This is a genomic window from Micromonospora sp. BQ11 (genome assembly GCF_052068135.1).
Classification (GTDB): domain Bacteria; phylum Actinomycetota; class Actinomycetes; order Mycobacteriales; family Micromonosporaceae; genus Micromonospora.
In genome coordinates this window covers 134494-148582 of sequence record NZ_JBQHDB010000002.1, presented here as the reverse complement: position 1 = coordinate 148582, position 14089 = coordinate 134494, and the positions used below count along the sequence as shown (strand labels likewise).

Here is a 14089-nt window from a genome sequence, read left to right as displayed (position 1 = left end):
ATCCACCGCGCGAGACTACACGTCCCAGACTCTGGAAGGTGTGATCAATCTGCACTGGCCTTGCGCCGACCCCCCTAACGTAGACTCAATAGACCGCTGAGGGCCGACGTCGTCCCCACCCAGAGAACCATCCTGAGTGACGACAGGAGGCCCGGTGGCCTTTCCGTACCCGCATATCCCGCAGCCGGCCCCGCACGATGCCGCCGCCGCCGCGGCCGGGCTCTACGATCCCGCGTTCGAGCACGACGCCTGCGGCGTGGCCTTCGTGGCGGACCTGCACGGCCGGCGCTCGCACGCGGTCGTGGCCAGCGGCCTCGGTGCGCTCTGCCGACTGGACCACCGGGGCGCCCGGGGCGCGGAGCACAACACCGGCGACGGCGCGGGCATCATGATCCAGGTGCCGGACGCGTTCCTGCGCGCGGTCGTCGACTTTCCCCTGCCGCCGGCCGGCCAGTACGCCACCGGCCTGGTGTTCCTTCCCGACGACGACGCCGACGAGGCGCGCGCCCGCCGGGTGGTGGAGAAGTACGCGCTGGTCGAGGGCGCCGACGTGCTCGGCTGGCGGGACGTGCCGGTCGACGCGAGCGGCCTCGGCGAAACCGCCCTCGCGGCGATGCCCCGGGTCCGGCAGCTCTTCCTCGGCGCGCACCGGCTCACCGACTCGCCCGCCGGTCCGGCCGGCTCGCCGCTGGGCGGCCTCGACCTGGAGCGGGTGGCGTTCTGCGTCCGCAAGCAGGCCGAGCGGGAGTCCGCCGAGCGGGGCGTGCCGGCGTACTTCCCGTCGCTGTCCGGGCGGACCATGGTCTGGAAGGGCATGCTGACCCCCGACCAGCTGCCCGCGTTCTACCCGGAGCTGACCGACGAGCGGGTGGACAGCGCGATCGCGCTGGTGCACTCCCGGTTCTCCACCAACACGTTTCCGTCGTGGCCGCTGGCGCACCCGTACCGCTTCATCGCCCACAACGGTGAGATCAACACGATCCGCGGCAACCGCAACTGGATGCAGGCCCGGGAGGCGCTGCTGCGCACCCCGAACCTGCCCGGCAACATCCGCCGGGTCTTCCCGGTGTGCACGCCGGCGGCGTCCGACTCGGCGAACTTCGACGAGGTCCTGGAGCTGCTGCACCTGGCCGGGCGGAGCCTGCCGCACGCGGTGCTCATGATGATTCCGGAGGCCTGGGAGAACGACCCGGACATGCGCCCGGACAAGCGGGCGTTCTACCGCTTCCACGCCAGCCTGATGGAGCCGTGGGACGGGCCGGCCTCGGTCGCCTTCACCGACGGCGAGATCGTCGGCGCGGTGCTGGACCGCAACGGCCTGCGCCCGGGCCGCTGGTGGCGTACGGACGACGGGCTCGTGGTGCTCGGCAGCGAGGCCGGCGTGCTCGACCTGGACCCGGCGCGGGTGGTGGCCAAGGGCCGTCTCCAGCCGGGGAAGATGTTCCTGGTCGACACCGTGGCCGGCCGGATCGTGCACGACGAGGACATCAAGGCCGAGCTGGCCGCCGCGCAGCCGTACGACGAGTGGCTGCACGCGGGCCTGATCGAGCTGGACGACCTGCCGGCCCGTGAGCACATGGTCTACACCCACGACTCGGTGCGCCGCCGGCAGCAGACCTTCGGCTACACCGAGGAGGAGCTGAAGATCCTGCTCGCGCCGATGGCGCGGGCCGGCGCCGAGCCGATCGGCTCGATGGGCACCGACACCCCGATCTCGCCGCTGTCGACCCGGCCGCGGCTGCTGTACGACTACTTCCACCAGCTCTTCGCCCAGGTCACCAACCCGCCCCTGGACGCCATCCGGGAGGAGCTGGTGACCAGCCTGGCGTCGACCATCGGGCCGGAGGGCAACCTGCTCGACCCGGGGGCGGCGAGCTGCCGGCAGATCGTCCTGCCGTACCCGGTGATCGACAACGACGAGCTGGCCAAGATCCTCTCCATCGACGAGGACGGTGACCTGCCCGGCTTCAAGGCGGTCCGGGTCTCCGGGCTCTACCGGATCCGCGAGGGCGGGGCCGGCATCAAGGCCCGGTTGACCGAGATCTGCCGGCACGTCTCCGAGGCGATCGAGGACGGCGTCCGCATCCTGGTGCTCTCCGACCGGGACTCCAACGCCGACCTGGCCCCGATCCCGTCGCTGCTGCTCACCGCCGCGGTGCACCAGCACCTGGTGCGCGAGCAGACGCGTACGCAGGTGGCACTGATCGTCGAGTCCGGCGACTGCCGCGAGGTGCACCACGCCGCCGTGCTCATCGGGTACGGCGCCGCGGCGGTCAACCCGTACCTGGCCTTCGAATCGGTCGAGGACATGATCGCCACCGGCGCGCTGGTCGGTCTGGACGCGGCGAGGGCGGTCCGCAACTACGTCAAGGGCCTCGGCAAGGGCGTCCTGAAGATCATGTCCAAGATGGGCATCTCGACCGTGTCGTCGTACTGCGGCGCGCAGGTCTTCGAGGCGGTCGGCCTGGACACCCGGCTCGTCCAGCGTTACTTCCGGGGCACGCCGAGCAAGATCGGTGGCATCGGACTGGACGAGATCCACGCCGAGGTGGCCGCCCGGCACGGGCGGGCCTGGCCCGCCCCCGGCACGGAGACGTCCGACCGGCTGGAGGTCGGCGGCGAGTACCAGTGGCGTCGCGAGGGCGAGCTGCACCTGTTCAACCCGGAGACGGTCTTCCTGCTCCAGCACGCCACCCGCAGCGGCCAGTACGACGTCTTCCGCCGGTACACCGCCAAGGTCGACGAGCTGGCCGCGAAGGCGGGCTCGCTGCGTGGCCTGTTCACCCTGCGCACCGGCGTACGGCCCCCGGTGCCGATCGAGGAGGTCGAGCCGGCCAGCGAGATCGTCAAGCGGTTCGCCACCGGCGCGATGTCGTACGGGTCGATCTCGGCGGAGGCGCACGAGACCCTGGCGATCGCGATGAACCGCCTCGGCGGCAAGTCCAACACCGGCGAGGGCGGCGAGGACGTCGAGCGGCTGCACGACCCGGCCCGCCGCTCCGCGGTCAAGCAGATCGCCAGCGGCCGGTTCGGCGTCACCAGCGAGTACCTGGTCAACGCCGACGACATCCAGATCAAGATGGCCCAGGGCGCCAAGCCCGGCGAGGGGGGCCAGCTGCCCGGCAACAAGGTCTGGCCGTGGATCGCCCGGACCCGCCACGCCACGCCGGGCGTCGGCCTGATCTCACCGCCGCCGCATCACGACATCTACTCCATCGAGGACCTCGCCCAGCTGGTGCACGACCTGAAGTGCGTCAACCCGGCCGCGCGGGTGCACGTCAAGCTGGTCAGCGAGGTCGGCGTCGGCACCGTGGCGGCCGGCGTGGCGAAGCTCAAGGCCGACGTCATCCTCATCTCCGGCCACGACGGCGGCACCGGCGCCTCCCCGCTGAACTCGCTCAAGCACGCCGGCACCCCGTGGGAGCTGGGCCTGGCCGAGGCGCAGCAGACGCTGCTGCTGAACAAGCTGCGGGACCGGGTCACCGTGCAGGTCGACGGTCAGCTCAAGACCGGCCGGGACGTGCTGGTCGCGGCCCTGCTCGGGGCCGAGGAGTTCGGCTTCGCCACCGCGCCGCTCATCGTCGAGGGCTGCGTGATGATGCGGGTCTGCCACCTGGACACCTGTCCGGTCGGCATCGCCACCCAGAACCCGGTGCTGCGCGAGCGCTTCACCGGCAGGCCGGAGTTCGTGGAGAACTTCTTCCTCTTCCTCGCCGAGGAGGTCCGCGGCTACCTGGCCGAGTTGGGCCTGCGCTCGATCGAGGAGGCGATCGGGCAGACCGAGCTGCTCGACCTCACCCCGGCCATCGACCACTGGAAGGCCGGCGGGTTGGACCTCCGCCCGGTCCTGCACCTGCCGGAGCTGCCGGCCGACGCCGCGCGGCGCGGCGTACGCGCGCAGGACCACGGCCTGGACCAGGCCCTGGACAACGAGCTGATCGCGCTCGCCGCCCCGGCGCTGGCCGACGGCACCCCGGTCCGGGTCGAGGTCGCGGTGCGCAACGAGCACCGCAGCGTCGGCGCGATGCTCGGGGGCGAGGTCACCCGACGCTTCGGCGGCACCGGCCTGCCCACCGACACCATCGAGTTCGACCTGCGGGGCACCGCCGGTCAGTCGTTCGGCGCGTTCCTGCCGCGCGGGGTCACCCTGCGGCTGTACGGCGACGTCAACGACTACGTCGGCAAGGGCCTCTCCGGCGGCCGGCTCGTCGTCCGCCCGGACGACGCCGCGCCCTTCGTCGACGGCGACGCCGGGCCCGGTGAGCGTGCCGAGGACCAGATCATCGCGGGCAACACCATCCTGTACGGCGCCACCTCGGGTGAGGTCTTCCTGCGGGGCCGGGTGGGGGAGCGGTTCGCGGTCCGCAACTCCGGTGCGTCGGCGGTCGTCGAGGGTGTCGGCGACCACGGCTGCGAGTACATGACCGGCGGCACGGTGGTGGTGCTCGGCCAGACCGGGCGCAACTTCGCGGCCGGCATGTCCGGTGGCACCGCGTTCGTGTGGAACCTGGACCGTCGCCGGGTCAACACCGAGCTGGTCGACCTGGCGCCGCTGCGCGAGGAGGAACGGTCGGTGCTGCACGAGCTGGTGCAGCGGCACTTCGCCGAGACCGACTCGGCGGTCGCCGAGTCGCTGCTCAAGCGCTGGCCGGAGGCGGTGGAGGAGTTCACCGCGGTGGTGCCCCGGGACTACCGCCGGGTGCTGGAGATCATGCGGGCCGCCGAAGCCGCCGGCCGTGACGTCGACGACGCGGTCATGAGCGCACTCGCGGCGCCGGCCGCGCCGCTGCCGCCCGCCCCGCGGGCGGTCGCCCAGGAGGTGGCTCGTGCCTGACCCGAACGGTTTCCTGCGCTACAACCGGCGGCTCCCGGCCCGCCGGCCGGTACCGGTGCGGATCAGCGACTGGCGGGAGGTCTACCCGCCGGCCGGTGAGGATCTGGTCCGGGAACAGGCGACCCGCTGCATGGACTGCGGCATCCCGTTCTGCCACAGCGACACAGCCGGCTGTCCTCTCGGTAATCGCATCCCGGACTGGAACGACCTGGTCCGCACCGGCAACTGGGACGCCGCGGTGGAGTCGCTGCACGCCACCAACAACTTTCCGGAGTTCACCGGCCGGCTCTGCCCGGCGCCGTGCGAGGCGGCGTGCGTCCTGGGCATCGGCGGCGGCGAGCCGGTCACCATCAAGCAGGTCGAGGTCGAGATCGCCGACGCGGCCGCGGCGCGCGGAGCGCTGCGGCCCCGGCCGGTGCCGGCGCCGTCCGGCCGGTCGGTGGCCGTGGTCGGATCCGGGCCCGCCGGGCTCGCCGCCGCGCAGCAGCTCGCGCGCGCCGGTCACGCCGTGACGGTGTACGAGCGCGACGACGCGATCGGTGGCCTGCTCCGGTACGGCATCCCCGACTTCAAGCTGGAGAAGCGGCACATCGACCAGCGGCTGGCCCAGCTGTCCGCCGAGGGGGTGCGCTTCCGTACCGGGGTGAACGTCGGCGTCGACGTCACCGCCGAGCAGTTGCGCGCCGAGCACGACGCGGTGCTGCTCGCCTGCGGGGCTCTGCAGGGTCGGGACACCCCGGGGACCCCGGGACGGCACCTGCGCGGCGTGCACCAGGCGATGCACCACCTGGTGGCGGCGAACAGGGTGGTCGCCGCCGCAGGGGAGGGCCGCCCGGCGCTTGCCGTGCTGCCCGACGGGACTCCGATCGACGCCCACGGTAGGCACATCGTGATCATCGGCGGTGGTGACACGGCCGCGGACTGCCTCGGCGTGGCCCACCGGCAGGGCGCGGCCGGCGTACACCAGTTGGACCTCTACCCGGAGCCGCCGCACACCCGCGACGAGGCCCGGGACCCGTGGCCGACGTGGCCCTGGCTCCTGCGCAGCTACCCCGCGCACGAGGAGGGCGGCGAGCGGGTGTTCGCCGTCGCCGTGCAGGAGTTCGTGGACGACGGCACCGGTCAGGTCCGGGCGGTACGGATCGCCGAGGTGACCGTGGAGAAGAAGGACGGCCGGCGGATCGTCACCGCGCTGCCCGGTTCGGAGCGCGAGATCCCGGCCGACCTGGTGCTGCTGGCGATCGGCTTCGAGGGCACCGAGGAACAGCCGTTGCTCGACCAGTTCGGTGTGACCCGCAACGCCCGCGGCGCGGTGGACGCCCGAGCGGACTGGCAGACCGACGCCGACGGCGTCTTCGTCGCCGGCGACATGCACCGTGGGGCGTCCCTGATCGTCTGGGCCATCGCCGAGGGGCGGGCGGCGGCCGCCGCCATCCACGCGTACCTCGGCGGGGTCGGCACGCTCGCGGCCCCGGTGACCGCGTCGGCCCAGCCCCTCGCCGTCCGCTAGCCCCGCCGTCCACGCCCCGGGCCGCTGACCTGGCCTGCCCCGGTCAGCGGCCCGGATCACCTGTGCCGCTGTCGGCCGGTGGGTGCGGTCAACCCGGATGATATCGACGGTCTTGCATGTTCAAGGTCGACGATGAATACTTCGGGCGACGGCAGCCGGCGCCTCGCTCGCGTATCGGTGGTGGCGTGTCCTGCCGCTCGTACCCGGCGCTGACCGGTCGGCGCCCGAGCCTGGCGGGAGGCCACGTGAACGTCCTACGGGTCGGACTGATCACTCTGGTGGGGGTGGCATCCGTGCTGGCGGGTGCCGGCCCGGCGACGGCCGGGGACCGCCCCGGTGCCGCAGCACCGGAGGCGCGCGGTGCCGGCGTCGTCACCCACCGCGCCGCCGACGACACGGCGGAACAACGCAGGATCACCGACTACTGGACTCCGGCCCGGATGCGGGCCGCCCGGCCCGCCGACGTCGTCGCCCCCGCCAGGTCCACCGCCGCCCCTCGGCCCGGAGGCAGGCCGACCGTCGTCGCCCCCACCCCCGCGCCCGCATCGCCCGCCGCGCGCGCCCTGGCGTCGTCGATCGAGTGGACCGGTGGGGGCACCGTGGCGTGGACCACGGGCAAGGTCTTCTTCACCCGCCTGGGTTACGAGTGGGTGTGCTCAGGCAGCGTCGTGTCGAGCGCGAACAAGGACATGGTCGTCACCGCCGGGCACTGTGTGCACGGCGTCGTCGACTGGCAGGGAAACACGGGCTTCTTCGAGAACTTCGTCTTCGTGCCGGCGTACCGCGACGGCGTCCGGCCGGTCGGGACGTTCACGGCCCGCTCGCTGCACGCCCTCAACAAGTGGACCAGCAGGAGCGACTTCAACTACGACGTGGGCATCGCGCTGATGAACCCGCTCAACGGGCGCGACCTCGCCGACACCGTCGGCGCCCAGGGGATCACCTTCAACGAACCGCGCAACGCCTTCATGCACGCCTTCGGGTACCCGAGCGGCCCTCCGTTCGACGGACAGCGGCTCATCGCCTGCGCGAGCACGGTGTTCCCGGACACCATCGGAGGGACGCAGTCGCAGGGAATGACGTGTGACATGACCCCCGGATCCAGCGGCGGCCCGTGGTTGTTCGCCTTCGACACCTCCCGCGGCATCGGATACGTCAACTCCGTGAACAGCTTCATCTACACCGACCACCCGACCATGATGTGGGGCCCGTACTTCGGCAGCGCCGTCGAGGCGCTCTACCGGAGCACCCAGGCCGCCTGACCGACGACCACCGGCAGCGGTCCGCGGCACCGGGCTCGGCGTGAGCCCGGTGCCGGCGCCGTTGTTCCATTGATCTCAATGTTCCGATAGCATTACCGGCTAGTAACAACCGTTGCACCCCTGGCCACGCGCGCGGTCACAGGATCCCACCACCCCTGTCCTGTGGAGGTCCGTCATGCCCCACCGCCCGCTGGCCCGCGCCCTCGCCGCGCTGGTCGCCGTCCTCACCGCAACCCTGGGCGCCGTGCTCGTCCCCGGCACCGCGCAGGCCGCCACCATCAACTACGTCGCCCTCGGCGACTCCTACTCCTCCGGCGTCGGCGCCGGTCCGTACGATCTGTCCGGCTGCTTGCGCAGCCAGAAGTCGTACGCGCCGATCTGGGCCTCGGCCAACGCGGTGACCAGCTTCAAGTTCCCCGCCTGCGGCGGCGCCGTGACCGCCGACGTCATCAACAACCAGGTCAGCGCGCTGAGCACGAGCACCACCCTGGTGACCATCACGATCGGCGGCAACGACGCCGGTTTCGCCGACGTGATCACCAGTTGCCGGTTCGGCAGCACATCGAGCTGCACCAACGCGGTCAACGAGGCGAAGGCGTTCGCCACCGGAACCCTCCCCGGCCGGCTCGACGCCACGTACGCCGCGATCCGCAACCGTGCGCCCAACGCCCGGCTGATCGTGCTGGGATACCCGCGCCTGTTCGAGACCAACTACTGCGGGCTGCTCGCGATGAGCACGTACAAGCGGACGATCCTCAACGAGGCCGCCGACGTGCTCGCCACGGTCATCGCCGGCCGGGCGGCCGCCGCCGGTGCCACCTTCGCCGACACCCGCCCCTACTTCGCCGGCCACGGCGTCTGCGCGAGCGACCCGTGGATCCGTGACGTCACCGGCGTCATCGAGGCGTACCACCCGGACTCCGACGGATACCGCTACGGCTACCTGCCCGCGCTGAACGCCGTCACCGGCTGATTCCACCGCACGGCGGCCGACGGTCCGGTCAGGACCGCCGGCCGCTGCTTGCCGGCGCCCGGCACACTGGGTGGATCGGACGACCACGGCGTGCCACCGATCGGGGGTGTCCATGCGGGACGTGACCACATCCAGGCAGCTGCCCGCGGGCCGGGACCGGCTTCCCGCCGGGGCCACGGAGTTCCTCGGGCTGCTGGCCCGGCTGCTGCGGCGACCCCGCCGCGGCGACCGGCGACCACCGCTGCTCTGGCTGGTCCGCCCCGACACCGACCCCGACACCGGCCCCGGTGGCGACCTGATGGCGCTGCTGCGCCGCTTCCTCGGGCAGGGACAGCGCCGACGCGTCCCGCACGCCGTGCTGGACATCGCCGCGCAGCCAGCCGGCACCGACGTGCCCGCCCTGCTGCGGGACCTGCACCGGCAGCTGTCGCTGGAGGCGTTCGGGACGGCGCGGCTGCGGTTCCGGCACTATCCGCTGGCCGACTGGCTGATGCACCAGAGCCTCAGCCTGGCCGTCGACGCCGACGACGGACGGGCCGCGCTGGTCCGCCGGCTGCGCGACCGGCGCGGGCCGCGCGGTGCGGCCGACGCGGTGCCCGTCGGTGGGGACGCGGTGTCCGTCGTGTCGCAGCTCGTGCTGTGGCTGGTCCGGCACGCGGTGCCCGGGGTGGTGTTCCGGCTGGCCGTCTCCGGGCGGGTGCCGGTGCTGGGGCGGCACTACCGGTGGTTCATGCGCCAGCAGTACCTCGCGCCCCGGCAGTCGGTGACGTTCCTCGGCTTCGCCGAGCGCCTCACCGCCGGCTGGCGCGACGGCGAGCAGCCCGACCAGGTGAACAAGCTGCTGCTGCACGCGTTCCTGGAGGACCTGCGGCAGGCGTACCGGCGTCGACCGTGGCGGCCGTCGGACTGGCGCCGCACCGCCTACCCGGTGCTGCTGCTGGACCACGTGAGCCCCGGCAACCTCGGGCACGTGCTGGTCCGACTGCTCGGTGACGTCCGCAACGAGACCGGCCGCAACGACCCGCTGCTCGTCGTCGCGGCCGGGGACGTACCCCCGCCGGAGCTGCCCGCCCCGCACCCGCTCGCCGACGCCGACGAGGCGTACCAGGAATGGTCGGAGGCCCTGCCCGAGATGCGCCGGCTGCGGCGCGCGGCGGCCTGGCTGGTCGTGCTGCGGCCCGACGCGGCGGAGGCCGGCCCGCCCCCGCGTGGTGGCCTGCGTCCCTTCAGCGCCCCCGAGCCGCCGTGGTGGTCGCGGCGTTTCCTGCCGGCGGCGGTGGCCCTGGCGGTGCTGGCCGCCGGTGGCGCGTGGGCCGGCACCCGCTGGGGACCGGGCTGCCACCCCTCGCCGACCGGGGGCCGGATCGCGGTCGAACTGGTCGAGGGGGAGTGCGTCGGCTACAGCGACAGCGCCGCTCAGGTCTTCAACGACGACCCGGGACAGGACGCGCTGCGGACCGTCCAGGAGCGAATCTTCGCGCAGAACCGCGCCGCCGAGGAGGTCTGGGAACGCAGCCAGCACCGCCGGCCCTACCTGACCCTGGTCTACCTGGGCACGCTCACCGGCAACCGGACCCGCGCGGACGAGGAGTCCTACGTGTCCGAGCGGGAGGAGCTGGAGGGGATGGCGACGGCGCAGTACGCGCTGCTGAAGGAGTCCGCGGGTGCCGACGGCGCGGCGCTGCTGCGGATCGTGGTCGCCAACGGCGGCCGGCAGATGCGCCACGCGGACCGGGCCGTGGCGATGCTCGCCGAGCTGGCCCGCGACGACCGGACCGTCCTCGGCGTCGTCGGTCTGGTGGACAGCCGCACCACCACCGCCCGGGCACTGCGCGAACTCAACCGGATCGGGCTGCCCGTGCTCGCACCGACCCTGTCGGCCGACCGCATCGACGCCAACTCACGGCTCTACCTCCAGGTCTCCGCGCCCAACGCGGACCAGGTGGAGATGGTCGACGCGTACGCCCGGCAGGTCCTGAAGGTCGACGAGACACACGTCTACTGGACCTCCGGGGAGAACAGCTCCCTGGCCGAGGACCTCTACGTCGGCACCCTGGTGGACGGGCTGAAGCAGCGTCTCGGCCCCCGGCTCACCCGGCTGGAGGAGTGGCGCACCGGCCGACGACTGACCGTCGAGTGCGGCTTCGACGGCCTGCTCTTCTACGCCGGACGCTGGTCGGAGTTCGACGGTTTCCTCCGCGCGCTGCGCGAGTGCGGCGACGACCCGCCGAAGCACCTGGTCGGCGACGACTCGGTCAACCGCTACATGGCCAACCCGGGCCTGCGGGCCGCCGCGCCGGGCAACGTGCCGGTCACGTACGTCTCGAAGGCCGCGCTCGGCACCTGTACGGCGCTGCGGGCCGCCCAGGACCGGCGGGACGAGGCCAGATCCAGCTTCCTCACCTGGATCCAGGCCGGCGACCTGCTCGATCCGCCGCGCTGCCGACCGGACCGCCCGCACCCCGTCGGCGAGCGGGTCAGCCTGGCGTACGACGCCTCGATGATGGTGGTGCGGGCGCTGGAGAGCCTGGCCGCCCGGCTGCACCACGCCGGCCCGCGCCAACGCTGGGAGCCGACCTCGGTCAACCCGGTCGCCGTGCACGCCGAGGTGCTACGGCAGAACGCCGGCCAGGGCTACCCGGGGGTGGCCGGTCTGATCCGGTACCCGCCGGACTCCGGCGAACCGGTGGACAAGCGCCTCGCCCTCCTGCGGGTCGAGCGGGTGCCCGACGTGGCGACCGAACCCGTCGAGGTGTACCACTGCGGCGCCGCGGACCGTCCCCAACCGGCCGCCTGCGCCGTCGTACCGGCACCCGGCCGCTGACCCGGCGTGTCCGTCGGCGACATGTCCGCTTCGGACTGTCCCGGGATCGGCGGGGTCGGCTAGGGTTTCCCGGACCAGGCGGGGCGAGGCGACGGGAGCACGGCACGTGGGCAGGCTCGCGTCGGCGTACGGGCAGGCGGTGGCGGCCCACCGGGCGGCCCGGTCCCATCTCGACACCGCCCGTCGGGCACTGGAGGCCGCACCGCCACCGGCCGGCCCCGCCGGGCCCGCCGACGCGGTGGCCCGGCTGGCCCACCTGGGCGCCGCGCTCGCCGCGCCGACACCCGGCGCCACCCCGGTCGCCGCCACCCCGGTGCCGGTCCGGCTCGGTGAGGCGTCCACGCCCGACGGTGGCTTCCCCGTCCTCGTCCCGCTCGGCGGTGGCGCTCACCTCGCCGTCGACGGCGACGCCCGCGATCCCCGGGTGGCCGGGCTGCTCCGCGCGGTCGTCCTGCGGCTGCTGGCCACCGCCCCGCCCGGTGGCGTGCGCGTCGCCGGCATCGACACCGCCGCGCTCGGCGCCACCTTCGGGCCGCTGCGGCCGCTGGTCGACGCCGGCGTGCTGGACCCGCCCGCGACCACCGACGACGAGGTCGCCGCGCTGCTCGACGCCGCCGAGACGCACGCGCGTACGGCCCGACACGCCGGCCGGGCCGACCAGGAGCTGCTGCTGGTCGTCGCGGCCTCCGCCCCGTCGCCGCGCGCGGCGGCCCGGCTCGCCGCGCTCACCCACGCCGGACCGGATGCCGCCGTCTGCGTCCTGGCCGCCGGGCACCCGCCGGCCGCGTCCGCCGACCCGCACCCGCAGCTCGGCGCCGCCACGCAGGTCCGGCTCTCCGAGCGGTACGCGCACGTCGCCGACCCGCCCGGCGTCCCGCTCAGCTCCGACGGCACCGGTCTCGCCGCCCCGGTGCTCCTCGACGGCGACCCGCCGGCCGCCTCCGTGGCCGCCCTCGCCGCCCACCTCGGCGCGGCCGTCCGGCACGGCGACGCCGTCGGCTTCGCCGACCTGCTGCCCGAGCGGCGCTGGGCCGAGTCGTCCGTCGCGGGCCTGCGCACGGTGGTCGGCCGGGCCGGCCGGGATCCGGTCACCGTCGCCTTCGACGATGCCACCCCGCACTGGCTGGTCGGCGGGCGCACCGGCGCCGGCAAGACGGTCTTCCTGCTCGACGTCCTGTACGGGCTGGCCGCCCGCTACTCCCCGGCCGAACTCCAGCTCTACCTCCTCGACTTCAAGGAGGGCGTCAGCTTCACCGAGTTCGTGCCCACCGGCCGTGACCCGTCCTGGCTGCCGCACGCGCGGGCCGTCGGCATCGAGTCCGACCGGGAGTACGGCGTCGCGGTGCTCCGCGACCTGCGCCGCGAGCTGCAACGGCGGGCCACCGCCCTCAAGCGGCACGGCGTCACCAAACTCGCCGACCTGCCCCGCGACACCCCGTTGCCCCGCGTCGTCGCGGTGATCGACGAGTTCCACGTGCTGCTGGCCGGCAACGACGCGCTGGCCCGGCAGTCGGTCGACCTGCTGGAGGAGCTGGCCCGCAAGGGTCGCTCGTACGGGGTGCACCTGGTGCTGGCCAGCCAGAGCATGACCGGCATCGAGGCCCTCTACGGCCGGGCGGAAGCCATCTTCGGGCAGTTCGCGCTCCGGGTCGCGCTGCCGGGCGGAGGCGGCGTTCTCGACCCGCTGAACGCCACCGCCGGCACCCTGCCCGTCGGCTCCGCCGTGCTCAACACCGCGGCCGGCGCGGTCGGCGCGGACACCGTCGTGCGCTTCCCCGACGCGCACGCCGCCGCCGACGAGCTGGCCGCGCTGCGCCACGAGCTGTGGCAGGCCCGGCCGCCGGGCGCGCGGCCACCGTCGGTCTTCCGGGGGTACGAGACGGCGCGTGTCGAGGACGACGCCACGTACGCCGGGCTGCGCCCCGGTGGCCGGCGTCCCCTGGCCCTGGTCGGGCGCACCGTCGACGTGGACGGCACCTCGGCGTTGTTCCTCATGGACAGCAGCCCCGGCCGGCACCTCGCCGTGGTCGGCACCTCGGTCACCGGCGCGGAGGTGCTCCGGGCGGCCACCCTCAGCCTCGCCCGACAGCACGCGCCCGGCGACGCCCGGTTCCTGCTCGCCCCGCTGGTCGCCGCCGGTGACCCGGCCGCCGACGACACCGCCGCGGCGCTGACCGCCGCCGGGCACCTCGTCGACCGACTGGACGCGGGCGGCCTGCGCTCGCGAATCGCCGACCTCGCCGCGCACACCGCCGGGCCCGGCGCGCCGTCGTCACCCGCCACCGCCGGTGGACCCGCCGACCGCACGTACCTCGTCGTCTTCGGCGTCGACGCCGCGAGTGCGGTGCTCGGGGCGGCGGATCCGCAGACCTTCCGGTCCGGACACGACGACCTGCGCGCCCTGCTCCGGGCCGGCCCCGCGCACGGCGTGCACCTGCTCGGGTGGTGGCGCGGGCTGCGCCGGCTCGGCGACGACCTTGGCGGTACGCAGAACCGCGACGACGTCGCCTGCCTCGTGGCGCTGAACGTGCCCGCCGCCGACCTCGGGCTGTACCTCGGTGTGCACGACCTCGCGTACACGCCCCGGCCGGACCGGGCGCTGCTGGTCGACCGGCACGACCACCGCACCCGGCTGATCGTGCCCTTCGCCCGCGACGGGCACGACGACGACGGGGAGGGCTGAGCG

At 73.9% G+C, this 14089-nt stretch carries 6 protein-coding genes; all 6 read left to right on the top strand.

Annotated elements, in window-relative coordinates:
• Positions 1 to 154 precede the first annotated feature (154 nt).
• The 6 genes from gltB (at position 155) to ACTMSW_RS04600 (ending at position 14086) form a co-directional block, all read left to right on the top strand.
• A complete protein-coding gene (gene gltB / locus ACTMSW_RS04625) occupies positions 155 to 4834 on the top strand; it encodes a glutamate synthase large subunit (protein WP_441179173.1) in 4680 nt (1559 codons plus the stop codon).
• A complete protein-coding gene (locus tag ACTMSW_RS04620; RefSeq protein ID WP_441179172.1) occupies positions 4827 to 6344 on the top strand; it encodes a glutamate synthase subunit beta in 1518 nt (505 codons plus the stop codon). The genes gltB and ACTMSW_RS04620 overlap by 8 nt, the downstream gene beginning before the upstream one ends.
• A gap of 245 nt (positions 6345 to 6589) precedes the next feature.
• Positions 6590 to 7606, top strand: coding sequence for a trypsin-like serine peptidase (locus ACTMSW_RS04615; protein ID WP_441179171.1), 1017 nt, complete (start codon positions 6590 to 6592; stop codon positions 7604 to 7606).
• Positions 7607 to 7781: 175 nt separating this feature from the next.
• Positions 7782 to 8579, top strand: coding sequence for an SGNH/GDSL hydrolase family protein (locus ACTMSW_RS04610; protein WP_441179170.1), 798 nt, complete (start codon positions 7782 to 7784; stop codon positions 8577 to 8579).
• Positions 8580 to 8700: 121 nt separating this feature from the next.
• The gene (locus tag ACTMSW_RS04605) at positions 8701 to 11403 is read left to right on the top strand and encodes a hypothetical protein (protein ID WP_441179169.1); all 2703 of its coding nucleotides are present in this window, start codon (positions 8701 to 8703) and stop codon (positions 11401 to 11403) included.
• 106 nt (positions 11404 to 11509) lie between these two features.
• A complete protein-coding gene (locus ACTMSW_RS04600; RefSeq protein WP_441179168.1) occupies positions 11510 to 14086 on the top strand; it encodes an FtsK/SpoIIIE domain-containing protein in 2577 nt (858 codons plus the stop codon).
• Positions 14087 to 14089 lie beyond the last annotated feature (3 nt).

Excerpts from the sequence above, each read along its gene's own strand:
- ACTMSW_RS04610 (WP_441179170.1), top strand. The coding sequence starts at position 7,782 with ATGCCCCACCGCCCGCTGGCCCGCGCCCTCGCCGCGCTGGTCGCCGTC.